At 68.3% G+C, this 26,490-nt stretch carries 23 protein-coding genes; 5 read left to right on the forward strand and 18 right to left on the reverse strand.

The annotated features are described in order from the left end of the window. Nucleotides 1–113: 113 nt before the first annotated feature. The gene (locus LRR16_RS15710) at nucleotides 114–1,463 is read right to left on the reverse strand and encodes a dicarboxylate/amino acid:cation symporter (RefSeq protein ID WP_232206461.1); all 1,350 of its coding nucleotides are present in this window, start codon (nucleotides 1,461–1,463) and stop codon (nucleotides 114–116) included. Between the two features lie 331 nt (nucleotides 1,464–1,794). Here LRR16_RS15710 and LRR16_RS15715 point away from each other — a divergent pair, with 331 nt between their 5' ends. Further along, the gene (locus LRR16_RS15715) at nucleotides 1,795–3,714 is read left to right on the forward strand and encodes an ATP-binding protein (protein WP_232206462.1); all 1,920 of its coding nucleotides are present in this window, start codon (nucleotides 1,795–1,797) and stop codon (nucleotides 3,712–3,714) included. After that, a complete protein-coding gene (locus LRR16_RS15720; protein ID WP_232206463.1) occupies nucleotides 3,711–5,111 on the forward strand; it encodes a sigma-54 dependent transcriptional regulator in 1,401 nt (466 codons plus the stop codon). The genes LRR16_RS15715 and LRR16_RS15720 overlap by 4 nt, the downstream gene beginning before the upstream one ends. A 30-nt stretch (nucleotides 5,112–5,141) precedes the next feature. On the opposite strand, the gene LRR16_RS15725 is transcribed toward LRR16_RS15720, so the two are convergent. The 5 genes from LRR16_RS15725 to LRR16_RS15745 all read right to left on the reverse strand — a co-directional run bounded on the left by LRR16_RS15725 (nucleotide 5,142) and on the right by LRR16_RS15745 (nucleotide 9,880). Next, nucleotides 5,142–5,825 (reverse strand): hypothetical protein, encoded by a 684-nt coding sequence (locus LRR16_RS15725; protein WP_232206464.1) that lies wholly within the window; start codon nucleotides 5,823–5,825, stop codon nucleotides 5,142–5,144. A gap of 345 nt (nucleotides 5,826–6,170) precedes the next feature. After that, a complete protein-coding gene (locus tag LRR16_RS15730; protein WP_232206465.1) occupies nucleotides 6,171–6,869 on the reverse strand; it encodes a DUF2239 family protein in 699 nt (232 codons plus the stop codon). A 100-nt stretch (nucleotides 6,870–6,969) separates the two neighbouring features. Continuing rightward, nucleotides 6,970–7,947, reverse strand: a complete 978-nt coding sequence (locus LRR16_RS15735; RefSeq protein ID WP_156526514.1) for a tripartite tricarboxylate transporter substrate binding protein — start codon at nucleotides 7,945–7,947, stop codon at nucleotides 6,970–6,972. 23 nt (nucleotides 7,948–7,970) lie between these two features. After that, nucleotides 7,971–8,882: a phosphate/phosphite/phosphonate ABC transporter substrate-binding protein gene (locus tag LRR16_RS15740; protein ID WP_232206466.1), complete on the reverse strand. Its 912-nt coding sequence runs from the start codon at nucleotides 8,880–8,882 to the stop codon at nucleotides 7,971–7,973. After that, nucleotides 8,879–9,880: an ornithine cyclodeaminase family protein gene (locus LRR16_RS15745; RefSeq protein WP_232206467.1), complete on the reverse strand. Its 1,002-nt coding sequence runs from the start codon at nucleotides 9,878–9,880 to the stop codon at nucleotides 8,879–8,881. Before LRR16_RS15745 ends, LRR16_RS15740 begins: the two co-directional genes overlap by 4 nt. 109 nt (nucleotides 9,881–9,989) lie before the next feature. On the opposite strand from LRR16_RS15745, the gene LRR16_RS15750 reads away from it, so the two are divergent. Further along, the gene (locus tag LRR16_RS15750) at nucleotides 9,990–10,877 is read left to right on the forward strand and encodes a LysR family transcriptional regulator (RefSeq protein WP_232206468.1); all 888 of its coding nucleotides are present in this window, start codon (nucleotides 9,990–9,992) and stop codon (nucleotides 10,875–10,877) included. A 43-nt stretch (nucleotides 10,878–10,920) separates the two neighbouring features. On the opposite strand, the gene LRR16_RS15755 is transcribed toward LRR16_RS15750, so the two are convergent. From LRR16_RS15755 to LRR16_RS15775, 5 genes are all read right to left on the reverse strand, one after another. Next, nucleotides 10,921–12,117 (reverse strand): cytochrome c, encoded by a 1,197-nt coding sequence (locus LRR16_RS15755; protein ID WP_232206469.1) that lies wholly within the window; start codon nucleotides 12,115–12,117, stop codon nucleotides 10,921–10,923. Nucleotides 12,118–12,205: 88 nt separating this feature from the next. Next, complete coding sequence (locus LRR16_RS15760) at nucleotides 12,206–13,072, reverse strand: ABC transporter ATP-binding protein (RefSeq protein WP_232206470.1); 867 nt, start codon at nucleotides 13,070–13,072, stop codon at nucleotides 12,206–12,208. Then, the gene (locus tag LRR16_RS15765; RefSeq protein ID WP_232206471.1) at nucleotides 13,066–14,109 is read right to left on the reverse strand and encodes an ABC transporter permease; all 1,044 of its coding nucleotides are present in this window, start codon (nucleotides 14,107–14,109) and stop codon (nucleotides 13,066–13,068) included. Before LRR16_RS15765 ends, LRR16_RS15760 begins: the two co-directional genes overlap by 7 nt. Before the next feature lie 3 nt (nucleotides 14,110–14,112). Then, nucleotides 14,113–15,141, reverse strand: coding sequence for an ABC transporter substrate-binding protein (locus tag LRR16_RS15770; protein ID WP_064575562.1), 1,029 nt, complete (start codon nucleotides 15,139–15,141; stop codon nucleotides 14,113–14,115). 77 nt (nucleotides 15,142–15,218) lie between these two features. Further along, on the reverse strand, nucleotides 15,219–16,331 hold the full coding sequence (locus LRR16_RS15775) for an LLM class flavin-dependent oxidoreductase (RefSeq protein ID WP_232206472.1): 1,113 nt from the start codon (nucleotides 16,329–16,331) through the stop codon (nucleotides 15,219–15,221). Nucleotides 16,332–16,578: 247 nt separating this feature from the next. Here LRR16_RS15775 and LRR16_RS15780 point away from each other — a divergent pair, with 247 nt between their 5' ends. Beyond that, entirely contained in the window at nucleotides 16,579–17,778 is a 1,200-nt protein-coding gene (locus tag LRR16_RS15780; protein ID WP_370646827.1) for an acyl-CoA dehydrogenase family protein, read from the forward strand. Nucleotides 17,779–17,782: 4 nt separating this feature from the next. On the opposite strand, the gene LRR16_RS15785 is transcribed toward LRR16_RS15780, so the two are convergent. Then, nucleotides 17,783–20,692, reverse strand: a complete 2,910-nt coding sequence (locus LRR16_RS15785; protein ID WP_232206474.1) for an EAL domain-containing protein — start codon at nucleotides 20,690–20,692, stop codon at nucleotides 17,783–17,785. Nucleotides 20,693–21,028: 336 nt separating this feature from the next. Between LRR16_RS15785 and LRR16_RS15790 the strand changes: the two genes are divergently transcribed. Beyond that, on the forward strand, nucleotides 21,029–21,478 hold the full coding sequence (locus tag LRR16_RS15790; protein ID WP_006576799.1) for a nuclear transport factor 2 family protein: 450 nt from the start codon (nucleotides 21,029–21,031) through the stop codon (nucleotides 21,476–21,478). Between the two features lie 33 nt (nucleotides 21,479–21,511). Here LRR16_RS15790 and LRR16_RS15795 read toward each other — a convergent pair whose 3' ends face one another. The 6 genes from LRR16_RS15795 to LRR16_RS15820 all read right to left on the reverse strand — a co-directional run bounded on the left by LRR16_RS15795 (nucleotide 21,512) and on the right by LRR16_RS15820 (nucleotide 26,439). Further along, nucleotides 21,512–22,525: a tripartite tricarboxylate transporter substrate-binding protein gene (locus LRR16_RS15795; RefSeq protein ID WP_006576798.1), complete on the reverse strand. Its 1,014-nt coding sequence runs from the start codon at nucleotides 22,523–22,525 to the stop codon at nucleotides 21,512–21,514. A 192-nt stretch (nucleotides 22,526–22,717) separates the two neighbouring features. Next, nucleotides 22,718–23,623: a LysR substrate-binding domain-containing protein gene (locus tag LRR16_RS15800; RefSeq protein ID WP_232206475.1), complete on the reverse strand. Its 906-nt coding sequence runs from the start codon at nucleotides 23,621–23,623 to the stop codon at nucleotides 22,718–22,720. Nucleotides 23,624–23,671: 48 nt separating this feature from the next. Next, complete coding sequence (locus LRR16_RS15805) at nucleotides 23,672–23,953, reverse strand: helix-turn-helix domain-containing protein (RefSeq protein ID WP_232206476.1); 282 nt, start codon at nucleotides 23,951–23,953, stop codon at nucleotides 23,672–23,674. Then, a complete protein-coding gene (locus LRR16_RS15810) occupies nucleotides 23,950–24,288 on the reverse strand; it encodes a type II toxin-antitoxin system RelE/ParE family toxin (protein WP_064575703.1) in 339 nt (112 codons plus the stop codon). The genes LRR16_RS15805 and LRR16_RS15810 overlap by 4 nt, the downstream gene beginning before the upstream one ends. Before the next feature lie 295 nt (nucleotides 24,289–24,583). Beyond that, nucleotides 24,584–25,588: a tripartite tricarboxylate transporter substrate binding protein gene (locus LRR16_RS15815; protein ID WP_370646824.1), complete on the reverse strand. Its 1,005-nt coding sequence runs from the start codon at nucleotides 25,586–25,588 to the stop codon at nucleotides 24,584–24,586. After that, nucleotides 25,585–26,439, reverse strand: coding sequence for an amidohydrolase (locus tag LRR16_RS15820; protein WP_232206477.1), 855 nt, complete (start codon nucleotides 26,437–26,439; stop codon nucleotides 25,585–25,587). The genes LRR16_RS15815 and LRR16_RS15820 overlap by 4 nt, the downstream gene beginning before the upstream one ends. Nucleotides 26,440–26,490 lie beyond the last annotated feature (51 nt).

Consider the following 26,490-nt stretch of genomic DNA (forward strand, 5'->3'; position numbering starts at 1 on the left):
TCGATCGCGTCCGGCCTTAGCTTGCTTGCGAATCCGTCGTCCCCGCGAAGGCGGGGACCCAGTGACTTGGAAAGCCGCTGGATTCCCGCATGCGCGGGAATGACAAGCGAGGGCTACGCCGCCGACTGCGTCAGCTCGGGCGTGCCCGGCGTATTCGACGCGGCAGGCGCGACGGCTTCGCCAGCCATCGCCTTGCGCAGCTGCTCCTTGTCCAGTTCGCCCTCCCAGCGCGCGACAACGATCGCGGCGGTGGCGTTGCCGACCAGATTAGTCAGCGCGCGGCATTCCGACATGAAGCGGTCGACGCCAAGGATCAGCGCCATGCCCGCCACCGGCACCGACGGCACCACCGCCAGCGTGGCGGCCAGCGTGATGAAGCCCGCGCCGGTCACGCCGGCCGCGCCCTTGGAGCTGAGCATCGCGACCAGCAGCAGCAGGATCTGGTCGCCGAACGACAGGTGGATGTCGCAGGCCTGCGCGATGAACAGCGCCGCCATCGTCATGTAGATATTGGTGCCGTCCAGGTTGAACGAATAGCCGGTCGGCACGACCAGGCCGACCACCGACTTGGCGCAGCCGGCCCGCTCCAACTTCTGCATCAGCGTCGGCAGCGCGGCTTCCGACGAGCTGGTGCCCAGCACCAGCAGCAGTTCCTCGCGGATATAGCGGATCAGCTTGACGATCGAGAAGCCGTTATAGCGCGCGACCAGACCGAGCACGATCAGCACGAACAGCAGCGACGTCAGGTAGAAGGTGCCGACCAGCATCGCCAGGTTGGCCACCGACTTGATGCCGTACTTGCCGATCGTGAACGACATCGCGCCGAACGCGCCGATCGGGGCGACCTTCATCAGGATCGACACCAGGCGGAACACCGGCAGCGTGACGGCCTGCAGGAAATCGACCACCGGCTTGCCGCGCTCGCCGACCAGCGCCAGCGAGATGCCGAACAGCACCGCGACGAACAGCACCTGCAGGATGTCGCCATTGACCATCGGGCTGAGCACCGTGGTCGGGATGATGTTCATCAGGAAGCCGGTGATCGTCGAATCGTGCGCCTTGGCGACATAGCCGGACACCGCGTTCGAATCGAGCGAGGCCGGGTCGATGTGCAGGCCGTGGCCGGGCTGGACCACGTTGCCGACGACCATGCCGACCGCCAGCGCCAGCGTCGAGAACGTCAGGAAGTAGACCATCGCCTTGCCGGCGACGCGGCCGACCTTCTTCAGGTCCGACATGCCGGCGATGCCGGTGACCACGGTCAGGAAGATCACCGGCGCGATGATCATCTTGACCAGCTTGATGAAGCCGTCGCCGAGCGGCTTCATGCTCGAGCCGAGATCGGGCCAGTAGTGGCCCAGCGCGATGCCGGCGACGATGGCGACCAGCACCTGCACGTACAGATGGCGATAGAACGGACGAGGCTGCGCGGCCGTGGCCGCGGCGGTGTGGGTGTCGATCATGCGGGTGTCCCCTGCCAATGGGCTGCCGGGCGCCATGGGAACGCGCGGCTGCGAGTTTCTTGAAATATCCTGGCCGAGCGGATGCGGCGCCGGACCCGCCGCTATCGCAATGCGTGTGCCAACCAGGATGTCTTTCGCAACCCGTTGATCTTTAAAGAAAAAATCTGGAAGCGGCGTCCGCCTCGCTGGCGCTTGAGTGGAATTCCACATAGAATTCGGGCCGGTTGTATGGAAATCCACACAACCTTTGCCGTACACAGCCCGAGATCGCAACTCAAAGTGCGTCCCCTAGCCCGTTCAGTGGTCCACCGCTTCCACCCACCCCTCGCCGATGGCCCAACCGCCCCCCTCCACCCTGCCGACTGACCACGCGCCCGTACGCCGGTCCCTGTCGCCGCGCAGCGCTGCGGGCGTCGCGCTGGCGGTGCTGGTGATGCTGGCGCTGACCGTCGCGGTGCTGCGGCTGGTCGAACGGGCGGCGCATCGCGAGGCCGCCGCGACGGTGACCCAGCGTGCGCTGACGGCCGCCCAGTTCAACGTCGCCACGCTGCGGCGCGATCTCGACAAGCATCGCGCGCTGCCCTTCGTGCTGGCGCAGGACCCGGACCTGAAGACCGCATTGGCAACGGCCGACCCGCAACGCATTGCCGCGTTGAACGGCAAGCTGGAGGCATTGGCCGCCGGTACCGGCGCTTCGGTGATCTACGCGGTCGATCGTCGCGGCCTGGCGGTCGCCTCGAGCAATTGGCGTGGTCCAGACAGCTTCGTCGGCGAGAACTACGCCTTCCGCCCGTACTACCAGGGGGCGATGGCCCGCGGCGCCGCCGAGCACTTCGCCCTGGGCACCATCAGCCGCCGTCCCGGCCTGTACCTGTCGCACCGGCTGGACGATGCCGGCGGACAGCCGGTCGGCGTGGTGGTCGTCAAGGTGGAGTTCCCCGGCCTGGAGGAAGACTGGGCACATCTGGCCGAGCCGGTCTTCGTCACCAACAGCGACGGCGTGGTGCTGCTGACCAGCGAACCCGGCTGGCGCTTCCGTTCGCTGGTGCCGCTGGGCGAGCCGGCGGCCGAGCAGTTGCGGCGCAGCCTGCAGTTTGGCGATGCAACCTTCGCCCCGCTGCCGATCCGGCCATTTTCGGCCGCGGCCGGTGGCGCGCCGGCGCGCAAGCCGCCTGCCAGCGGCGAGGAGGTGCGTGCGGACGTGCCCGGTCATCCGGCCGGCGACAGCTATATCCACGTTGCGCTGCCCGTACCTTCCACGCATTGGACCTTCCACCTGCTGGCACCCAGCCGCGGCGAACGGACCGGCATCGCGGCGCGGATGCAGGCCCAGGCGCTGGTGGTGCTGCTGCTCGCCTATGTCGCCATGGCCACCGCGTTCTATGCGCGGCGCCGGCTGCGGCGGCACAACGCCCAGCAGGCGGCGATCCGTGCCGAACTGACCGCGCGCGTGGAGGCGCGCACCGCGGAATTGCAGGCGGCCAACGACCAGTTGCGCGCGGAAATGGAGGAGCGCCGCCAGGCCGAACTGCGGTTGCACGCCGCTCAGGAAGAACTGGTACAGGCCAACAAGCTGACCTTTCTCGGCCAGATCGCCGCCGGCGTCGCGCACGAGATCAACCAGCCGGTGGCCGCGATCCGCAGCTATGCCGACAACGCCGGCAGCTACCTGGAGCGCGGCGAGGCCGAGGGGGCCCGCTCGAGCCTCGCGCGCATCGGCGCATTGACCGAGCGTATCGGCGCCATTACGGGCCAGCTGCGCGCGTTTGCCCGCAAGGGTTCGGGCGCACGAGAGCCGACGCCGGTGGACGACGCGATCGACGGCGCGCTGCTGTTGCTCGGGCCGCGCCTGCGCACGCAGTCCGTCGCGCTGGTGCGTTCCGGCGACAAGGGACTGCGCGTACAGGCCGAACGCCTGCGGCTCGAACAGGTGCTGGTCAATCTGCTGCAAAACGCGCTGGACGCCGTCGCCGGCCGCGACGATGCGCGGATCGATATCGTGACGCATGCCGACGAAGCGCGCGTCCGCATCGAGATCGCCGACAACGGCCCGGGCATCGCGCCCGACATCGCCGAGCGGCTGTTCACGCCCTTCTCCACCTCGAAGCGCGAAGGCATGGGGCTGGGGCTGGTGATCAGCCGCGACATCGTCGCCGACTTCGGCGGCACGCTCGATACGCGCTCCGGCAGCACGGAAAGCGGCGGGCCTGGCGGCGCCATCTTCACCATCACATTGAATTCATCCCCATGATGCAAACCACCGAAGGCCAGGCCAGCCATGGCCCGGTGCGCCGGGTCGCCCTGGTCGACGACGACCACGATGTCCGCGCAGCCGCGGCCGAGAGCCTGACGCTGGCCGGCTATCGGGTCGACGCGCACGCCAGCGCGCAATCGTTTCTCGACAGCCTGCGCGACGGCTATCCGGAGGTGCTGGTCACCGATATGCGGATGCCGGGGCTCGACGGCCTGCAACTGTTCGAACGGGTGCTGGAGCGCGACGCCAGCCTGCCGGTGATCTTCATCACCGGACATGGCGATATCGCGCAGGCGGTCGAGGCGATGCGCCGAGGGGCCTACGATTTTCTGGAGAAGCCTTACGCCACCCATCGGCTGCTGACCGCGGTCGGTCATGCCTGGGAACAACGCCGGCTGGTGCTGGAAAACCGCCGGCTGCACGACGCCGCATCGCAGGCCGAAAGCGCCTGGCCGCTGATTGGCGTCACGCCGGCAATGGAGCGGCTGCGCCAGACCATCCGCCATATCGCCGATGCTGACGTCGACGTGCTGGTGGTCGGCGAAACCGGCAGCGGTAAGGAAATGGCCGCGACCGCGCTGCATCGGTGGAGCCGTCGCAGCGCCGGCGAACTGGTGGCGCTCAATTGCGCGGCGCTGCCGGAGAGCGTGATCGAGAGCGAGCTGTTCGGCCACGAGCCCGGCGCCTTCACCGGCGCGCAACGCAAGCGAATCGGCCGCATCGAACATGCCAATGGCGGCACGCTGTTCCTCGATGAGATCGAAGGCATGCCGCCGTCGGTGCAGCTCAAGCTGCTGCGCGTGCTGGAGACGCGCAGCGTCGCGCCGCTGGGAACCAACGAAATGCGGCCGGTCGATCTGCGCGTCATCGCGGCCAGCAAGGTCGATCTGGGCGACCCCGCACAGCGCGGCGATTTCCGCGAGGACCTGTATTACCGCCTCAACGTCGTCACGCTGTATATGCCGCCGCTGCGCGAGCGGCGCGAAGACATTCCGCTGCTGTTCGAGGTCTTCACCGGCCAGGCCGCGCGCCGCTTCCAGCGTGAGGCGCCGCCGGTCACCGATGCCGTACGGCGCTACCTGAACACGCACACCTGGCCGGGCAACGTACGCGAACTGCTGCATTTCGCCGAACGGTTCGTGTTGGGGGTGCATACGCTGCCGGCCGCGCCTGTCGCGGCGAGCACGACGTCAGACGGTACGAGCGGCGAAGGCACATTGGCCGAACGGATGGACCGCTACGAAGCCCAGCTGATCCGCGACACGCTCGCCGCGAACGGCGGCAATGTACGGGCGACACTGGAATCGCTGGGCATCGCGCGCAAGACGTTCTACGACAAGCTGCATCGGCATGGGATCGAACGGCGGGAGTATTTGGCGGAGAAGGGGGAGTAGTCGAGGAGACGCTGGCTATTCGCGCGCTCTTCATTGGCCGAAGGGACCGTCTGATCCAGCTTGGTGAGGTGCTGAACTCGTTGGGCGCTCAGACTTCTCACCATAGGCGCTCCGGCATTGAGGCGCCGCCAGCAGTCGAGCCTGCGGCGCCTTGTCCGCCGCTATCCAGGCAGACCAGGCAGCTTGGAGTCGACAATGGCCGTTGCACCAGCGCGGCACCGTGTCGTCTATCCACGCGAGCATGGCGACGCCGTCCTGATAGATCTTCCCGAGATCCGTGGGGCTGAGCCACAACACTGGTTCGTGGTGGAAGACGCGATTTCGCAATGCCCGTAGGCGGTTCAAGATCGGGGACACGTTGTGGCGTTGACGTTCGACTTTGGGCAGGTGCCGAAACGCCTTCCTCAAAGGTTTCCACAGCAGCGACTGGAATTCCGCATTGAACAAGGTCACCCAGAAACCAAAGGTCAGTTCGGCGATGACCTTGTCCGGCGTACCGCGCTCTTTACGAAAGTGGAGTTTCGCTTTTGCAGCCTGGATTTGCGCAAATTGCCTCTCAAACAACGGGACGCCTATCCATGCCTCCCACCAGTCCAAGCGCCCGTAGTGTTCGACCAACTGCCGATTGACGGCATTGCGAAGACACACCTCTACGACGGCCAGAAACGGAGTCAGCGCGCCGGCGATCAGGAGGTTATGGCGGTATGCCTCCATCGCCCTGATCCGGTCGCCACGACAGTGCGCCAAGTAGCGGCCAACTCTTGGCGATGAAAAGGCCTGCTCAAAGTTTCGCCAATCCACAACGCCTCCATGCTTTCGTGCGGTGCGCTATGGTGTGCCAGCTTCGGAGTTTTTTCGAGCGAAGCTCGTCGCGAAGTTTCGAATACGCCAAAGGTGGGGTAGAATCGCCGGGCAGCCCTAATCTGTCCTCTCCCGGATGACCATGCCGGTGATGACTCTAGGTACGTCAGTGGCCCGCCTCGCGCGGGCCACTTCATTTGGTACGCCGCACAGCCGATGCCGGAAGAAGTTTGGTCCAGCGGACCACGATCCGATGCGCTACGGCTGCTTCCGTTGCGTGGCAGCGCGACGGCGCGGCGCGGCCAGCGGTTCGGCCGCCTCTCCGCCGGGCGCCTCCCCTGGGAACGCCGGCTCGGCCAAGCGCCGCACATGATCGCGCAGATCGCGCGGCCATGATTCGGTCAGCATCACGAAGCGCTCGCCGTCACCGGCATACAGCGCGCGGGACGCGTCCTCGTAGCCGGGCCGGTTGCCAAGCATCGCAAGCATGAAGCGGTCGGCTGCCTGCTGCGCTTCGCGCATCGCCTGCCGTCCTCCGTCCTGGGCACGCGCGTGCTCAACCAATTTGCGCAGCGTCACTGACGCGCCGCCCGGCTGTGCGGAAAGCCATTCCCAGTGGCGCGGCAGCAGGGTTACCTCGCGTGCCACCACGCCGAGCCTGGGACGGCCTGGCGTCCGGGGTTCGCCCCTGCTCTCTTCCCCTTCGCGTTCCGCCTGCTCCGAGGCCGGCTGTCGCCCGTCCGGTTGCAGCCTCGCGACAACCTCCTGATCCGTGCCGCGCAGATCGAAATCGATCTGGCGGCCGCTGCGATCGTCGAAGATCAATACCGCTGGCGCCGACGCGTCGTCGCCCCGTTGCGCGAGGGCGCGCTTGACGGCAAGGGCCACGGCGCCGGGCGCGCCGGAAGCCAGAATGCGTTCGCCGATGAACGCGGTGCAGGTGTCTGGTTTCGACATGTTGGATCTCCGTGAACTGGCGGTATTTTATCCGGGTAAAACAAGATGTCAATATTACCCGGGCTAAATTCGCCAACACGGTCACGCCCCTGCTGTCCACTCACTCCACCGAAATCCCCCGCTGCTTGATCACCGCTCCCCAACGCGCCGTCTCCTTCTGGATCGTCTCTCCCAGCTGCCGTGGCGTGCCGCCGCCGACGTCCATGCCGAGCGTCGCGAGCTTGCTCTTCAACGCCGGATCCGCGAGCACCTCGCCGGTCTGGCGGTTCAGTTGTTCGACGACCTCGCGCGGCGTGCCGGCCGGGGCCATCAGCGCATACCAGGACACCGCCTCGAACTGCGGGAAGCCCTGTTCGGCGACAGTCGGCACATCGGGCAGCACGGCGGAGCGCCTGGCGCTGGCGACGCCCAGCGCGCGCAGGCGCCCGGCCTGGATATACGGCAACGCCGCCGACATCTGCGCAAACATCATCGTGACCTGGCCGCCGACGAGGTCAGTCATCGCCGGACTGACGCCCTTGTAGGGCACGTGGATCAGCTTGACGTTGGCGTCGAGCTGCAGCAGTTCACCGGCCAGATGCGCCTGGCTGCCCGCGCCCGGCGAGGCGAAGGTCAGCTTGCCGGGCTGCTGGCGTGCGAGCTTCAGCAGGTCGGCAAGCGACTTCGCCGGGACGCCGGGGTGAACCACCAGCACGTTTTCGGCCGTGGCCAGCATCGCGACCGGCACCAGGTCGGCCGCCTTGTACGGCAGGTTCGGCATCAGCGACGGATTGACGGCGATATTGCCGACCGGCACCACGGCCAGCGTATAGCCATCGGGCGCGGCCTTGGCGACCTGATCGACGCCGATCGTGCCGGCCGCGCCGGCCTTGTTCTCGACGACGACCGGTTGGCTCCAGCGTTTGGACAGCCCCTCGCCTACCGTACGTCCGAGCACGTCGGCCGGACCGCCCGCCGCAAACGGCACGACCAGCCGGACCGGCTTGGCGGGATAGGCCTGCCCGCCGCCCTGCGCCGACGCGCCAAGCGGCACGCTTGCCGCGAGCAGCGCGCCCAGTATCGTGGAAAGCAAACGCATCATCGTGATTCTCCGAGAGTGGATCAGGCCAATGGATCGGATGGGTGCCGCGAGGACTCCAGCGAAGGCTCCGACAATGACGCCGGCACGGACTCCGGCAAAAACGGCAAGACACCCTGCACAACCGGTGTCGCCGCGGTCAGCGCCACTCCCGCGCGATCCGCCTCGTGCGCCCAGCGGACCAGGCGCCGATAGTCGTCCGGCACCATTGCCGCAAAGCGCGACAACCGCAGCGCGGCAAGCGCCTCGCCGCATTCCGGGTCGCGATGCGCATGCAGCAATGCCTCGCGCAGCCGCGCCGCGATGTCTTCGCCGATGCCGGGAGAAGCGACCAGCGGCGGAATCGGCGAGGACTGCGTCACCGCCAGCGTGCGCACGGCGGCGATCCGTTCCGGCGCATGCAGCCGCAGCAAGTCGAGCACATAGCTGTCGACCACGCCGACCTCGGCGCGCCCCGCGATCACCGCGTCGATCACGTCCTGCGGTGTCGGCGTGGCGTCATCGGTCGGCAGATACAACGCGCCCTCGACCAGCCCGAACTCCATCAGATAGCGGCGCGGCGCGTTGTAGCCCGAATTCGATTCCGGCAGCATGCACGCAAGGCGCGTGCCGAAGGTCTGTGCCAGCGAGGTGCAGGGCGCATCGGCGCGCACGATGAATTCGCTGAAATAGCGCGGCATGCCGCCGTAGCGCGGCAGATCGGGCACCGGCGCGGCCAGCAGCCGGTAGCGCACCGGCGACGCCGCAAACGGATAGCCGCACATCAGCACGCAGGCGCAGTCGTCGCGCTCCCACAGCGCGCGGATCGGCGCCGGCGCGTCATGCTCGACATAGTCCAGTGCCACGCCGGCGCGCTGCGCCACGCGCATCAGCAGCGTCCGCCAGGCGCTGGCTGCCTGCGGCGACACCGAATACATCCTGGCATTGGCGATCATGCGTAGACCAGCCTTTGGCCGATGCCCATGCGCTGCGCCTTCTGCATGATCGCGTGGCCGAGCGCGATATCGCTGAGCGACAGGCCGCGATGCCAGAACAGATTGGTTTCGTCGTCGCTCTGCCGCCCCGGCTTGCGGCCCGCGACAATCTCGCCGAGCTCGGCATGCAGGGTCTGCTCCGACAGCTTGCCGGCCTCGACATGGGCGCGCAGCGAGCCGAACATGCCGCCCTTGCATTGGCTCCAGTCGTCGACCACCAGCTTGTCCATGATGTCGGTCAGCGACAGCTCGACCGCGCTCATCGTGCCGTAGGGCACGACGAAGGCGCCGCGCGAGATCCATTCGGTCTTCAGCAGCGGCGTCGGCCGCTCGAGCCGCGAGGCCTCGACGACGATATCGGCGCCGCGCAAGCAGGACTCCCAGTCCTCGGTCACGATGATCGCCTTGCCGAGGTCGCGCTCGAGCTTCGCGGCGAACGCATTGCGGCTTTCGGGGCGGCGCGAGTGCACGCGGATCTCGTCGAAGTCGAACAGGCTGTCGAGCAGCCGGATATTCCAGTACGAGGTACCGCGCGCACCGATATGGCCGAGCACCTTGCTGTTGCGTCGCGCCAGATGCCGCGCGCCGAGCGCGGTCAGCGCACCGGTGCGGGCATCGGTGATGAAGGTTGCGTCGATCACGGCGACCGGCATGCCGGTGCGTGGATCGAACAGGTTCAGCAGCGCCATTTCCGATGGCAGGCCCCGCTTGTAGTTGTCGACGAAGTCGCCGACGATCTTGACGCCCGCCAGCCCGAGCGGCGCGACATAACCGCGCAGCACGTTGAAGTGCCCGTTGAAGGCGGGATCCGGAATCAGATGCATGCGCGGCTCGATCACGGTCTGCCCATTGCCCTGCGCCACCAGCCCCTGCTCGACCGCGGCAAGAATCTCCGCGTCGGTCATCGCCAGCCGGGCGATGTCCTTGCCGTTGAGGTAAGTCAGATGGATGTCGCTCATACCGTCTCCTGATGTCGTGGAACCGTGAAATCGTCGAAGTCAGTGTAGGGAGCGCGGCCATGACTGTCATATGCTTATATATCGGTGACGCTTAACATCGTGTTATGTGATGAAAATCAATCTGCGCCAGATCGAAGTGTTCCGCGCGGTGATGCTGACAGGTTCCATCAGCGCGGCCGCCAAGCTGTTGTATGTCTCGCAGCCGGCGATCAGCCGCCTGCTGTCGCATACCGAGCAGCGCCTGGGCTTCGCGCTGTTTCGGCGCACCAAGGGGCGGCTGTATCCGACGCCGGAAGCGCGCCGCATGCTGGCCGAGGTCAACGCGGTCTATGACGGCATCGAGCGCGTCAACGAGATCGCCGAGGATCTGGCAGCAAACCGAACCGGCAGCCTGCGCGTGTCGTGCAGCCCCAATCTGGGGCAGACGGTGCTGCCCCGTGCGATTGCGCGCTTCCGTCTGGCGCATCCCGAAGTCCGCATCGTGGTGCGCACGCAGATTCCCGCCAACATGCTGCGCGCGCTGCTGTCGGGGCAGGCCGAGCTCGGCGTATCGACGATGCCGCTGACGCATCCGAACCTGGAGGCGCGCGTGCTGGCGCGCAATCCGCTCGTCGCGCTGGTGCCCGAGGGCCATCGCCTCGCCGGCCGCAGTGCGGTACGGCCCGCCGATCTGGCCGGCGAGCCGCTGATCGGCTACGGCGACGATGTCCCGTTCGGGCTGCTGATCCGGGAGATGTTCGGCGGCGAGGCCGATCAACCGGACTTCAGCGTGCAGGTGGAACAGGCGCACGTCGCCCGTGCGCTGGCGCAGGCCGGGGCCGGCATCGCGCTGGTCGATGCGATGACGGTGTTCGGCCAGAGCTGGCCCGATATCGTCGCGGTGCCGGTCAGGACGCGCGTCACCGCGTCCGCGCAGATCTTCCATGTCGAGACCGAGCCGTTGTCGCGGCTGGCGCTGGACTTCGTCGACACGCTGGTGGCGATGATGAAGCGATAAAGATCACGGCGCGTACGGCCACGCACCGCGGCTGGGCCTTCCGCTAATGCACGATGCCGCCCTTGACGAAGCGCACCGGCTCGGCGTCCATCCGCAACAGCACCGCGGTCAGGCCATCGGGCGCCGGCTTTTCGGTCGTCGCGCTCGTCGTCGGCTTCGCCCCCTGCCCCGACTCGCACAGCAGATCGGCATCGGACCAGCCCTTCTGCTGCGGCGTACCCCGCGCGCGCAGCCAGCCATCGCGATCGGCCAGCAGCTCGGTGCCGCCGAGGCGCTCCGGCGCGACGCCGGCGAGCCGCGCGACGGTATCCCAGGCCTGCGGCGACACCGCCGCGCAATCGCTGCGGAACTGCGGCACAAAAGCGGGGGGCTTGCCGTCGGGCGTCACGAGCAAGGTCAGGAAGCGCGGGTCCTCGAGCGGGATGCGGTCGGACGAGCCATCGAAGGCCACCAGCCTCAGCCGCTGGCCGTCGCGCCACTGCGCCAGCCGGCGCGGCGTGCCGGCTCCGCAGCGGATCGCCATGTCGGGAAGCGCCACGGCCATCGGCCAGCTGCCGGCCGACTTCGCGCCCTCGCCCGCGGCCAGCGCCTTGGCATAGTCGAGCACCGCCCAGATCTCGCCGTCGCTCAATACCCCGGCGAATGCGGGCATGACAGGGCCGCCATGGTCCTCACGCATGCCATCGGCGATACGCCAGAACAGCTCGCCATCGGCGCGGCGCCCCAGCAAGGGCCCGACCAGCGTCGGCGGCCAGCGCGGCAACGTCGCCGCCAGTGGCCCTTCGCCACGGCCATCGTCGCCGTGGCAGGCGGCGCAATGCTGCCCGTAGATTCGTGCGCCGAGGGCAATCGCTTCCACCGAAAATCCGGTCGGACTCGCATGAAAGCTGGTCGGCGCGGCCGGCACGAACAACAGCACCGGCGCAGGCCAGGGAGCCAGCAGCAGGCCGGCGGCGGCGATCGCCAGCAGCATCGCGCGGCGGCGCCGCCATGGCAGCGCCAGCAGCATCGCCATCAGCGACAGCGCGACGGCGATGCCGGTCCAGGCCAGTTGCCTTGCCACGCCAAGATCGATCAGCAAGGTTTCGCCGGCGATCCGATGGCTCCATGGCCAGGCCGGTTGTCCGTGCACATCGCCGGTCAGACCCAGCCAGTGCCATAGCTGCAGCAAGCCGAACTGCGCCTGCTCGACGATGGCCAACAGCGTATCGAGCCAGGCCGGCAACACCACGCCATTCATCGCACCGCTCGCGCCACGGCGTCTCCAGACGCCGCTCCCAACGCCGCTGCCAACGCCGCTCCCAACGCCGCCGCCAACGTGTCGGTCATCACCAGCTCGCGTCCAGGCCCAGATGACGCAGCGCCTCGTGCCGCATCTCGGTCAGCCTGGGGTCGCCGCGATGGCGGGGATACGGCAGATCGACGTCGATCTCCGCGCGGATGCGGGCCGGCCGATCGCTGAACACGATCACGCGCTGCGCGAGGAACAGCGCCTCCTCGACATCGTGCGTGACCAGCAGGGCCGAGAACCCGGCGCGCTGCCACAGCGCGACCAGTTCGCTCTGCATCGCCAGCCGCGTCAGCGAATCGAGCTTGCCTAGCGGCTCATCGAGGACCAGCAGGCGCGGATCGTTGACCAGCGCGCGCGCCAGCGCCACGCGCTGCGCCATGCCGCCGGACAGCTGATGCGGAAAGGCGCGCGCGAAGTCCTTCAGGCCCACCCGTTCGAGCGCCGCGTCGACCCGTTGATGCTCGCGGCCCAGCAGCCCGCGTGCCTGCAGGCCGAGCGCCACGTTGTCCCAGACGCGTCGCCACGGAAACAGTGTCGGGTCCTGGAACACGACGATGCGCGACGGGTCCGGGTCCGTGATCGTCGCGCCGTCCTGCAGGATCTGTCCTTCCACCGGCGCGTCGAGGCCCGCCACCAGCCGCAGCAACGTCGACTTGCCGCAGCCGCTGGGACCCAGCAGCGCGACAAATTCCCCCGGCTCGACGTTCAGGTTCACGTGGTCGAGTACCTGCAGCCGCGTCTCGCCTTCTCCGAACCAATGGCTGACCTGCCGTACCTCGATGCCAGCTCCGGCGCCCTCGCCCTCGATGCCCCCACCCGTTCCGTTGTTTTGTTGTTGATGCGAGCCGGCCAGTCCCCGCGCCACCGTCGCCCCTGCCTTGTCCGCAATCGCCGCGCTCACCATTTGACGGTCCCCTTCTGCCACGACAGCGCCCGGTCGCGCAGCGCAAACAACAACGTGATGACGCCGGAGAACAGCAGCGCCATCACGATCAGCGCCGCGTACATGTTCACGTAAGAGGCCCAGCCCTGCGCCCACGTCAGATACCAGCCAAGTCCCGACTTGACGCCCATCATCTCGGCGGTGACCAGCACCGAGAACGACGCGCCCAGCCCCATGAACAGGCCGACGAACACCTGCGGCAGGGCCGCCGGAATCGCGACGCGCAGCACCAGGAACCAGCCCGACGCGCCCATCGTCCGCGCCACGTCGTAGTAGCGCTTGTCGACGCTCGCGACGCCGGACCACGTCAGCACCGCGACCGGGAATGCCGTGGCCAGCGCGATCAGGAACACCGCGGCCGAATAGCTGGACGGGAAGAAGTAGAAGGTCAGCGGCAGCAGCGCGGTCGATGGCAAGGGGCCGAGCACGCGCAGCACCGGATGCACCCAATAGCCGATCCGGCGCGACCAGCCGATCGACACGCCGATCAGGAAGCCGACGACCGCGCCGTGCGCAACGCCGAAGCCGAGCAGCTTCAGCGTGTTCAACGCGCTGTCGCCGAGCCGGCGCCAATCATCGAGATAGACCTCGATCAGCGCCTGCGGCGGCGCGAAGAACGGCGTCGGCAGTGTTCCGGTCTTGGCGGTCAGATATTCCCAGGCGGCCAGCACCAGCGGCACGGCCACCAGCCACGGCCCGGCGGCGCGAAGTGCCCCCCAGGCGCGATGCCGGGCCCACAAGCGCGGACCGACCGCGGCCGACAGCGCGAGCACTGCGGCCACGACCAGTGCGGCGACGCCCAGCTCGGCGGTATAGGCCCAGTCGCTGAACCCGGCGACCACGTTGGGCCGGCGCCAGGTCAGCAGGCCGAAGCCGGCCCATGCCAGCGCGGCAACGTAGCCGACCGGCCATGGCCTGGACACGCCCGCCCCCGCGCTCCGGCGCTTGGTCCGGCCGGCGTCGCGCGCCGCCTCGAACGCAGCTTGATGCGTACTCATGATTTATCCCAGGACATTGGCGTAGACATGCTGCGCCAGGCGTTGCGGATCGGTGGTCTTCTTGATCACGCCGATCTTGCGGAAATCCTCGGCATAGAAGGCGATTTCATCGCGCAGGTCGACGCCGGTCGGATGATGGGTATAGGTCAGCGTCGCGTAGAGCTTGCGCAGATCGTCCAGCGAGATCTTCGGCGAGTACCTGGCGAACACCTTGGCGGCCTCGTTCGGGTTCTCGTGCACGAAGTCGGTCGCCTGCACGATCGCGCGCGCCAGCGCGGACGCCGTGGGCCGATCGTTGCGGACCAGTTCGCCGCGCGCGCCGACCACGCAGCAGACCTTGCGCGCGTACTCGCCGCTCAGATTGGTCGCCAGTTCGACGTAGGCGCCATGGGTGCGCTTCTCCAGCAGATAGAGATTCGGGTCGCCGTCGGCGATCGCCTGGATCTCGCCCTTGTCGACCGCGACGCCGAGCAGGTCGGCCGGATACTGGCGCCAGGTCACGTCCTTGTCCGGATCGATGCCGTTCTTGGCCAGCAGGATCGTGAAGAAGTGCTTGCCCGGCGCGGCCAGATCGCTGACGCCGACCGTCTTGCCCTTCAGCGCCCGCAGGCTGGTGACGCCGGCCGCCTTCGAGCCGACCAGCCGCACGCATCCGCCGTGCGAGCTGCCGATGATCTTGACGTCGAAGCCCGCCTCCAGCGGCTTGAGCCAGCGGTGGATCATGCCGACCGCGGCATCGGCCTTGCCGGTGGCGATCGATTCGAGCAGCTGGTCGGTGGAGCCGCTGTAGTTGATCAGATCGACCTGCAGGCCGTTCTTCTCGAAGAAGCCCTTCTCCTGCGCGACCACGATCGGCGTCAGGCAGAACGAATTCTGGTTCCAGGCGAAGGTCAGCTTGCGCGGCGCGGACCAGGCGCGCCGGCCGAGTATCAGCGCCGGGGCGGCGATGGCCGCGGCGCCGGCCAGGCGCAGCACGTCGCGCCGCCGCCCGGCGCTTGGCGCTGCATCGGCAGTGGGTTCGAGATGGCTCATGGTGATACGGCTCCCGTGGTTCTACGTGTTGTTGGTTTCGTCTCGGTATGTCGTGCGCGGTGTTGCCGGCGCGGCGGTCATGCCGCCTGCCGTTGCCCTTCTGCCTGCTCGAGCCGCCGCTGCGCATCGCGCTCGGCGACCAGCGCCCGCAGCCGCGGAATAAGCTCGCGGCCATAGTCGACCGCATCGTCGAGCGGATCGAAGCCGCGGATCAGGAAGGTGGTCACGCCCAGGTCGTAGTAGTCGAGCAGCGCGTGCGCGACCTGCTCCGGCGTACCGACCAGCCCCGTCGAATTGGACCGGCCGCCGGTCTCGCGCGCGATCGCGGTCCACAGCCGGGTATCGACGCGATCGCCCTGTTCGGCGGCGGCCAGCAGGCGGCGTGCGCCCTCGCTCTGCTGCGGCCCGCCGCGGCTGTAGCCCTGCTGCACGCGCAGCGCACGGGTGCGCTCGAGAATGCGGTCGGCACGTTCCCATGCCTTCTGCTCGGTGTCCGCCAGCACGGGACGGAACGACACCGAGAAGCGGATCTGCCGGCCGTGCCGCGCGGCCTCGGCACGCACCCGCGTGGTCAGCTCGCGGACCTGGTCCAGCGACTCGCCCCACAGCGCATAGACGTCGGCGTGCTTGCCGGCGACCGCGATCGCGGGCGCCGACGCGCCACCGAAGTAGATCGGCACATGCGGCTGCTGCGCCGGCTTGACCTCGGAGAAGCCGCGCTGGAAGCGGTAGTGGCGGCCCTCGTGATCGAACGGCTCGGGCTCGGTCCAGATCCGGCGCAGGATGCCGAGGTATTCGTCGGTACGCGCATAGCGTTCGTCGTGATCGAGGAAATCGCCATCGCGCTTCTGCTCGTCGTCCGAGCCGCCAGAGATGAAGTGCACGCCGAGCCGGCCGCCGCTGAACTGGTCCAGCGTCGCGATCTGCCGTGCGGCCAGCGTCGGCGCGGTAAAGCCGGGCCGATGCGCCAGCATGAAGTGGATCCGCTCGGTCACCGCGGCCGCATACGCGATCGTCAGCGTGGCCGACGGGCCGGTGGAATGGTGCGGCACCAGGATGCGGTCGAAGCCGGCCTGCTCGTGCGCCTGCGCGAAGGCCCTGACATAGTCGCGATCCACCACGGGCCCGCTGGGCGGATGGATCTCGGATTGCTTCTGGCTCTGGATCATGCCGATGATGTCGACGCTCATGGGTTCTCCTGTGTCGCCCGCTGCGGTCACGGCGGCGGAATCTGGCGACAAACGTAAGGCAAACCCGCGTGTGGCCGAACGAATAAAAACGAAACTCCATATTCGATTTGCATCGTTCATCGAAGCGGCGTCTCGGCGTTACGCTAGGCGCCCATCCGAATCCGCACAGGGAACGACCGTCATGCCCTCTTCCACCTTGCTTCGACTGCGAGGCAGCGAGCCGCATCTGGACCGAATGCGCGACCGCATGCGCAACGACACACTCGACGACACACTCGACGAGACGCTCGACGACACGCTCGACGCCTTGCGCACCGCCTTCGCGGCGAGCGCCGCACGGCACGACGCCGATGGCAGCTTTGCGCACGACAACTTCGCGCTGCTGCATCGCCACGGCCTGATCGCGCAGGTCGTGCCGCAATCCCATGGCGGCGGCGGCGCGAACCTGGCGCGCGCGCGCCGCATCGTCGCGGCGGTCGCGGCGGGCGATGCCGCCACCGCGCTGGTGCTGACGATGACCTATCTGCAGCACCGCGCGATCGCGCGCGACGACACGCATTGGCCACCGGCAGCCACTCAACAGGTGTTCGACAGCGCGGTGTCCGAGGGCGCGCTGATCAACGCCCTGCGCGTCGAGCCGGAACTGGGCTCGCCTTCGCGCGGCGGACTGCCGGGCACGGTGGCAACGCGCACGGCGGACGGCTGGCGCCTGCACGGGCGCAAGCTCTATTGCACCGGCATCCCGGCGCTGCGCTGGCTCGCGGTCTGGGCGCGCACCGACGAGCCGCAGCCGCGCGTCGGCGTGTTTCTGGTGCCGGGTCCCGCCGATCCGGCACGCGGCATTCGCGTGGTCGAAAACTGGAACCATCTGGGGCTGCGCGCTTCGGGCAGCCACGAGACGGTGCTGGACGATGTGTGGATTCCGCCGGAATACGCGGTCGATCTCCGCCTGCCCGAGCAATGGACGCCGGCGGGCGCCAGTCAGGCCGATATCGACGCCAATGCCGATCAGCAGGCCTGGATGGTCGTACTGCTCGGCAGCCTCTACGATGCGGTGGCGCGTGCCGGCTTCGACTGGATTCGCGGCTTCGTGCAGACCCGTGCGCCGGCGAGCCTGGGCGCGCCACTGGCGACGTTGCCGCGCGTGCAGCAGACCATCGGCGAAATCGCCGCGCTGCTGCAGGCCAACCGGGCACTGCTCGACGACGCGACCTCGCGCATCGATGCCGGCCACCCGCCGACGCCCGGCGACAGCGGGCTATTGAAGTTCACCGTGACCGGCAATGCGATCCGCGCGGTCGAACTCGCGCTGCAACTGGCGGGCAATCACGGACTGAGCCGCAACAACCCGCTGGAGCGCCACTACCGCGACGTGCTCTGCAGCCGCGTGCATACGCCGCAGGACGACGCGATCCTGATCGCGGCGGGCAGGCATGCGCTGGCGTGATGGTTCATGATGCCGCCCGCCCGGCGATGTATGCGCTGGCGCCGCGCTCGAGCAGTTGCAGGGCCTGCGCCGCCGGCACCGGCGGACTGAACAGATAGCCCTGCCCCTCGTCATAACCCTCCTCGCGCACCGCGGCGAGCTGGCTCTCGGTCTCGATGCCCTCGGCCGTGGTCACCAGCTCGAACGCCGCGCCGAGGCTCGCCACCGCGTGCAGGATCGCGCGCGCTTCGTGGCCGCCGTGCAGATCGGTGACGAAGGAGCGGTCGAGCTTGATCTTGTCGAAGGCAAAGCTGCGCAGATAGCCCAGCGACGAATAGCCGGTACCGAAGTCGTCCATCGCGATGCGCACACCGACCTCGCGCAGCGCCTGCAGCGTCGACAGATTGGTCTGGCTCTCCTGCAGTAGCACCGACTCGGTGATCTCCAGCTGCAGCCTTTGGGGTGACAGCCCGGCCTCGCCCAGCGCTTGCCGCACCGTGCCAACCAGCGCCGGATCGCGGAACTGCAGCGGCGACAGGTTGACGGCCACCGACACCGCGGCCGGCCAAGCCGCGGCCTGCCGGCTCGCCTCGCGCAACACCCAGGCGCCGATCGGCACGATCAGGCCGGTCTCCTCGGCCATCGGCACGAACTCCGCCGGCGAAATCATGCCGCGGTCCGGATGCTGCCAGCGCAGCAGCGCCTCGAAGCAGCGGACCTGTCCCGAGCGCAGGTCGTACACCGGCTGGTAGTGCAGCACGAACTGTCCGTCGGCCAGCGCCTGGTGCAGGTCGCGCTTGATCGCGACGCGGGCGCGCAACTGCGCGTCCATGTCGGCGTGGAACGCGAGCACGCTCGAGGCGCCCTCGCGCTTGGCGTGGTCGAGCGCGATATCGGCGGCGCGCAGCAGATCGTCGGGCCGTTCCCCGTGTTCGGGCGCGATCGCGATGCCGACACTCGCGCCCATGGTCACCGTATGCTCCTCGATCGTGAACGGCTCGGACAGGCAGGACTGGATGCGGCGCGCCAGCGCCGCCGCCTGCGCGCCGTCGGCAACCGGCGTCTGCACCACGACGAATTCGTCGCTGCCCAGCCGCGCGACGGTATCGGCCTCGGTCAGGCAGCCGCGCAGCCTGTCCGCGACCTGGCGCAGCACGGCGTCGCCGACCGCATGGCCGAAGGTGTCGTTGACGCCCTTGAAGCCGCTCAGATCGACGCAATGCAGGGCGGCGCGGCTGCGCTCGCGCAGCAGCAGCTCCAGATGCTCGCGCAGGGCGACGCGGTTCGGCGTGCCGGTCAGCGCGTCGTGCCGGCTCAGGTAGGCCAGGTGCTGCTGCGCGGCCAGGCGTTCCTGTTCGGCGCGGCGGCGTTCCGTGATGTTGCGAAAGAAGATCGACAGGCCCTCGGCCGTCGGATAGGCGTGCACTTCCAGCCAGATCGCCAGCGGCGGCAGGTATTCCTCGAAGGCGACCGGCACCTGTTCATCCAGCGCGCGCCGGTAGTGCCGCGCGAACACGCCGTCGGCCTCCTCGGGAAACATCTCCCACAGGCTGCGGCCGATCGCGGGGGCGCGTTCCTGCAACGCCCGGGCGGCGTTGCCGTTGAAATAGGTCAGGCGCCAGTCGCGGTCGATCACGATCACGCTGTCCATGGTGCTCTCCAGCACCGCGGACAGCCGCTGCGCCAGCTGCTGCGCCTCGCGTTGCGCGCGGTCGGCCGCGTCGCGCGCCTGGCGCGCCTCGGTGGCATCGAGCGAAATCGCCAGCAGGCGCGCCGGCCGGCCCTGCTCGCCCGGGATCGACGCGGTCACGGTATCGAGCCACTGCACGGCGCCATTGCGGGTATGGCGGCGGATCGTGAAACGGCCGATGCCGCCGGAGCGGGCCGCGTCCAGCGCCGCGCCGGCGTCCGCGCGGCAGGGCTCCGGGACCAGGTCGACCCATCGTTCGCCCAGTACCGGCTCGTCGTCATCGAGCTCCAGCAGGCGATACGCGGTCGCATTGGCGTACAGCACACGGCCATCCAGATCGAGCACGCGAATGCAGTTGGGGCTGTTCTCGAGGATGCTGCGGCTGAATCGCTCGCTTTCGCGCAGCGCCGCCTCGGCACGCTTGTGGTCGTCGATGTCTTCCAGCGTGCCGTACCAGCGCACCACCTTGCCATCGTCGTCGCGCCGGGCCGCGGCGCGCGAGCGGAACCAGCGGTATTGGCCGGCCTGCATCCGCAGCCGGAACTCGTGGTCGAACGGCTGCCCCGTATCGACGCTGTCCCGCCAGCGCCGCAAGGTGTCGGGCAGATCGTCGGGATGGACCTGCTCGGCCCAGCCGGTGCCCTTGCCCTGCTCCACCGATCTGCCGGTCAGCTCCTCCCAGCGCGGCCCGGCTTCGGACACCAGCCCTTGCGCATCGGCGGTCCACGGCACCTGCGGATTCAATTCGACCGAATGGCGGTAATGCGCCTCGCTCTCGCGCAGCGCGCTCTCGGCGCGGCGGATGTCGGTGATATCGATGATCGAGGCGATCACCACCGGCATCGGCGCGCCGTCGGGCCCGGCCAGCATCACGCGGCGCTTGCGCGTTGCCAGCACGCGCGTGCTGCCGTCGGCGGCGGTCAGCGTCTCCTCGACCTCGCGTTCCTCGCCGGTGTCGAACACCTCGTCGTCGACCGCCCAATAGCCGTCGGCCTGTTCCCTGGGCAGGAAGTCATGATCGGTGTGGCCGAGCAGCGCCGCACGGCTGTGGCCCATCAGGTCGCACATCTGGTCGTTCAGCAGCAACCAGCGATGGGCGCGGTCCTTGACCAGCACCGGATGCGGCAGCGCGTTCAGCAGCGCCTCGAGCGCGGCCGCGCCGCGGTCGCCGTGAAACAGCGCGAGCGCTGATGGGCCATCCTCCGATGGCGCTTCCTGTCGATCGGGCGCTGCGCGAGGGGTCATGAACGGGGCGATGGTTGCGTGGCGACAGCGGCGCGGTGCGGAGATGGCCGCGTCCGTACGGTGTCCATTGGGCGGCACTGTAGCGCACATGTCATCCGCCTTGCTGTCCACCGCTGTCCGACACTCGGTGAGCGGCGATACGCGATCGTGGCGTTGGGCGATGGCTTCGCATGGGCTGGCGACCGAGTCGCGCTTCTAATGCAACTGGTTGCATACGCTGAGGCGCACTGCTATTCTCAATGCAACCAGTTGCATAAGCAAGCGTGCGGCGGCATCGGTCGATCCCCTCGGCAGGCTTTGCGCCGTCCCTGCCGTTGACCCGAAGAGGAGAGCCTGATGGAAATCGACGACCAGCCCTTGTCCGATGCCGCGCGCCGTACCCTGGCGGCCTGGCATCGGTTGCTGGAGCGCAATGCGATGGAGGAACTGGATCCGCTGCTGTCGGACCGCATCGTGTTCCGCTCGCCGGTCGCGCATACGCCCTATCCCGGCCGCGACGCGATCAAGCTGGTGCTGAAGACCGTCAATACGGTGTTCCAGAACTTTCGCTATCACCGCACCTTCGCCAGCAGCGACGGCAACAGCGTCGTGCTGGAATTCAGCGCCGAGGTCGACGGCAAGGCGCTCAAGGGCATCGACATGCTGCGCTTCGACGAGCAAGGACGGATCGAGGAGTTCGAGGTGATGGTGCGCCCGATGAGCGGCCTGCAGGCCTTGGGCGCGGCGATGGGCGAGCGCCTCGGCGCCGCCCGCGAGACGCTGACGGGCAAGGCGCCGCGGCATTGAACCGGCGGCGCCCAGGATAGCCGGTGCCGGCGCTCAGTCGGCGAAGGCGCCGGCCTTGCGCAGCATCGGCTGCCACTTGTCGCTTTCGGCCTTGAGCCAGGTCTTCAGGCCTTCCGGGGTCTGCTTGGCCGGCGGCACGATCTCGGCGCCCAGTTCGTCCAGCCGCTTGACCACCGCCGGGTCCTTCAGCGCCGCCTGCAGCGCGGCGGTCAGGCGCGCGACCACCGGGGCCGGCGTGCCCTTGGGCGCATACACGCCGTGCCACACCTTCATCTCGAAGCCCTTGAGGCCGCCTTCCTGCAAGGTCGGCGCATTGGGCAACGCGCGGATCCGCTGCGGCGTGGTGACGCCGTACAGCTTGACCTTGTTGGCGGCGATCTGCGGCAGCGTCGCGGTGGTCTGGTCGCACAACACGTCGACCTGGCCGCCCAGCAGCGCCGTCATGGCGGGCGCCGTGCCCTGGAACGGAATCACGTTCAGCTTGACGTTGGTGGCCTGCTCGAACAGCAGCCCGCACAGCTGCGAGACCGCGCCGAGCCCCGCGTTGGCAAGATTGATCTTCGACTCGTTCTGCTGCACGTAGCGGACCAGTTCCGCCGTGTTGTTGGGTGGCAAGTCCTTCTTGCCCAGCAGCGTCATCGGCACGTCGGCGACCTGGCCGACGTATTCGAAGTCCTTCAGCGGGTCGTACGACAGCTTGCGGTACAGCGCCGGCGCGGTGGCCATGCCGTTGTGGTGGATCAACAGCGTATAGCCGTCGGCCTCGGCGCGGGCCACATAGGCCGGCGCGATGGTGCCGCCCGCGCCAGTACGGTTCTCGACCACCACGCTCTGGCCGAGGTGTTTCGACATGGCCTGGCCGAGGCTGCGCGCGACCACGTCGGTGGGACCGCCGGCGGAGAACGGCACCACCAGCGCGATGGGCTTGTGCGGGAAGGCATCGGCCGCCTGCACGGCGGCCGCGGCGAGCAGGCCGAGCGCCGCGACGGTCAGGCGCAGCGAAGCGAGCGGTCGAAGGGAATGGGTGGACCCAATACGAACAGCCATGGCGATGTCTCCGGATGTAATGCCCTGCGTACCCAGGGCTCGAAATCGCCGTAGTGTCGGCCAACCGGCCGCTTCGGCGCCATCTGCCATTGCTTAAGCCATCGTACGGGTCAGCGGAAGCCGGGTTTATGCGGATCGCTGTTGCGGCCCGCCGGCGGACGCTGACAGCGACGGCTCAGCCGCCGGCGCGCCTCACTCCCCGGCGGCCATCCGCTCGAGATGCGCCACCAGCATGCGCACGGCCGGCGACAGGCTCTGCTCGTCACGGAAACAGATCGCAAAGCGCCGATGCGCCCAGCCATCGGTCAGCGGCACGACCCGCACGTCAAGACTCGCGGCGACCGGTTCGACCACCTCGCGCGGCATGATCGCCAGGCCCAGCCCGGCGCGCACGCAGCGCAGCGACGCGTCGAAGGTCGACACCACCGCGCGATAGGTCACGGGCCTGCCGACGATGGCCGCATGGCGCGCCAGCATGGTGTGTACCGCGGTCTGCGCCGGCAGGCCGATATGGTCGAAGTCCAGCGTATCGGAGAACGCGCACTCGATTGCCTCGGCGAGCGGATGCGAGGCAGGCACCACCGCGGCCAGATGGTCGGCGCGATAGGGGCGCGTGGCGAGCCCTTCCAGATCGGCGGCGTCCCAGCAGATGCCGAGCGGCGCGGAGCCCTCGCGCACCGCGCGCACCACCTCGCGGCTCACGGCTTCCTCGACCGACACGCGGATATCGCGGTGCTCGGGCTGCTGCAGAAAGCCGGCAATGTCGTCGGGCAGCGATTCCGCCATCGACGACACCGTGGCGAGCAGCCTGACCTGCCCCTTGATGCCCGAGCCATAGTCGGCCATGTCGCGCGCGACCCGGTCGGCCGCAGCCAGCATCGCCCGCGCATGCTCGAGCAGGATCTCGCCGGCCGGAGTCGGAATCACGCCGCGCCGGCGCCGTTCGAGCAGCTGCGCGCCGACCGTATCCTCCAGTTGCGCCAGCCGCTTGCTGATCGCCGACGCAACGATATGCTGCTGCTCCCCGGCCCGCGCCATGTTGCGCGTCTCGCAGACCGCGACAAACAGGCGCAGGCTGGTCAAATCCAGGTCCCGCATGTGGGCTTGCTCCTTGGCACCTCGCGCGATCAACGAAACGACGTTGCGTCATGCACTTTCGACTACGCGCATCTCCACGTGCATACCGGCCGCGGCTGCCATATTGACCAGGGCATCGAGACCAAACAGATTGATCTTGCCGCGCATCAGGTCCGAAATGCGCGGCTGGGTCACGCCGAAAAGCCGGGCAGCCTCGGCCTGGCTCATTTCGCTGCGGGTAATGTAGTTCTTCAGCGCAATCATCAGTTCGGAACGCAGCTTCATGTTCTCCGCTTCTGCCGGCGTGTTTTCGATGGCGTCCCAAACGCTTGCATACTGGTTCTTGCTCATTGCCCTTGCTCCTTGAGCAGCTCGCGATAACGCCTGGCGGCGAGATCCAGGTCGGGCTTGCTCGTCTTCTCCGTCTTCTTCTGGAAACAGTGAAGCACGTGCACGGCGTCGGCAAGCTTGGCTACGTAGATCACACGGAACACTCCGCACTCATCGCGAATCCGGATCTCTCGCACACCGGGACCCACGGTGTTCATCGGCTTCCAGTCATCCGGCTCCTGTCCGCGTTGGACCTGGTCCAGTTGATGGCCTGCTTCTCGTCTGGCTGCCGGCGGGAATTCGCGCAGGTCGTCAAGGGAGCTGCCGCAGAACCGGATGGGTTTGAGCACCGACATGGCGATTATACAAATTTGTATATAAGTGAGACAGGAAAATCGCGCTGACAGCGCGATCGCTTCATCACTTGTCGTCGCCCCCATCAACGGCATGCCGGCTGACCTGCATGGCTTCGTGCCGCGACCGTTGCCCGCAACGCCCGTCAGGAATCCGGCTGGATGGCCGCCTATTCTGCGGCGGCCGTGCGCAGCCGGAGCGCAGGATTTTCCGCGGACTATTGATCTGCGGCGCGACCGTCAAGGATCGCTGCCGGGGCACGCCGGTCCGCAAGCTGCCGGAGTGGACCTGCGTACTTCAATCGAGGCTCAGCTTCGCCTGCGCCGCGACCTTCTTCCACTTGGCGATTTCCGCTCGGCGGAAAGCATCGAGCTCGGCCGGCGTCGAGCCGACGGTCTCGGCGCCAAAGCCCGCCAGTTGCTCGGCCACGACCGGATCCTTCAGCACCTGCGCCAGCGCGCGCGAGACCTGGTCGACGATCGCCGGCGGCGTGCCGGCCGGCGCGAACACCGCGTTCCATTCGTAGCTCTCGTAGCCCGGCACGCCCGCCTCCGCGATGGTCGGCAGCTCGGGCGCGGCCTTCGAGCGCTTCGAGCCGCCCACCGCCACCACACGCAGCTTGCCGTTCTTGATGTGCTGCCAGGCCGAACCCATGCTGGCGAACATCACCGGCACCTGGCCTGCCATCACGTCGACCATCGCCGGACCGCCGCCCTTGTAGGCGACGTGCTCGAGCCGCGTGTTCGCCATCAGGTTGAACAGCTCGCCGGCCAGATGCTGCGCCGAGCCGTTGCCGGCGGAGGCGAAATAGACCGGCTTGCCGGCATTGGCCTGGCCCAGCTTGATCAGGTCGGCCACCGACTTGACCGGATACGACGGCGTGACCACCAGCGCATTGGGCACGCGCAACAGCAGCGACACCGGTGCGAAATCCTTCAGCGTGTCGAACTGCATGCGGCTGTGCAGAGCCGGGTTCTGCGCGTGATTCGACGCATCGAGCATCAACGTGTAACCGTCCGGCTTGGCGCGCGCGACATAGGCGCCGCCGATCATGCCGCCCGCGCCGCCGCGATTCTCGATCACGACCGGCTGGCCCAGCAGGCTGGACAGCTTCGGCGCCAGCAGCCGCGCGACGACGTCGACCGTGCCGCCCGGCGGATAGGTGACGACCAGCGTCACCGGGCGGTCGGGGTAGGCCGCGGCGGCGGGCGCGGCCTCCGCCGCGAGCAGCACCGCGGCGGCGGCGGCCAGGCACGCGCCGGCACGGCGCGACAGCTTGTGGAACAGGACGGGCAACATCATGCGAAGTCTCCTTGGAATTGAAATAGGTGCAGCGCGGTATCGCCGAGCAATTGCCGGCGCTGCGCGGCATCGTCGATCCAGTCGTCGAGCCATTGCCGGGTCGCCCCGTAGGCCACGTGACGATGTTGGGTATGGGGCCAGTCGCTGCCCCACAGCAGGCGTTCGGCGGTGAAGGCCTCGAGCAGCCGCCGCGCCGCCAGCCGTCCGGCCTGCGCGCATTGCGCATCGGCCCAGTTGCGATAGGCGCCGGACAGCTTGACCCAGACCCGGCCGCTGTCGGCGTGGCGCAGCAGATCGTCGAAGCCGGGATCGGCCACGCCGAGCGCCGGATCGGGCCGGCCGAAGTGATCGACGACGATGCGGCAGCCGGCCGCCAGCAGCGCCGGCATGACCTGCTGCAGCCGCGCCGCGGGCAGATGCAGTTCGACGTGCCAGCCTCGCGCATGAATGCGTTCGAGCAGGCCTCGCCACGGCGCGGAGCCGAGATCCGGCGCCGGCAGGCCGATCAGGTTCAGCCGGATGCCGGCCACGCCGGCGGCGGCCATCGCGTCCAGTTCGGCGTCGTCGGCGGCGGGATCCACCACGGCCACACCGCGCAGCCTGGCCGGTGCGGCACGCAGCGCCGCCAGCAGGTAGCGGTTGTCGGTGCCGAGAAAGCTCGGTTGCACCAGCACGCCGTGGCTCAGCCCATGCGCGTCGAGCTGCGCCAGGTAGTCGCCCAGCAGCGCGTCGTGGTCCGGCGCGTAGCGCCGGTTCACCGCCAACGCAAGGCCGTGCTCGAACACATGCGCATGCGAGTCGACTGCAGGTATTGGCGAAGCGGTCGGCGAGGTTGGCGAGGGCTGGGACAAGACGCGGCTCCGAACGGAAAGCAGATGAAATCGGGAAACGAAGTTCGGACG

Source organism: Cupriavidus sp. UGS-1 (genome assembly GCF_021213615.1).
In the GTDB taxonomy this organism is placed as follows: domain Bacteria; phylum Pseudomonadota; class Gammaproteobacteria; order Burkholderiales; family Burkholderiaceae; genus Cupriavidus.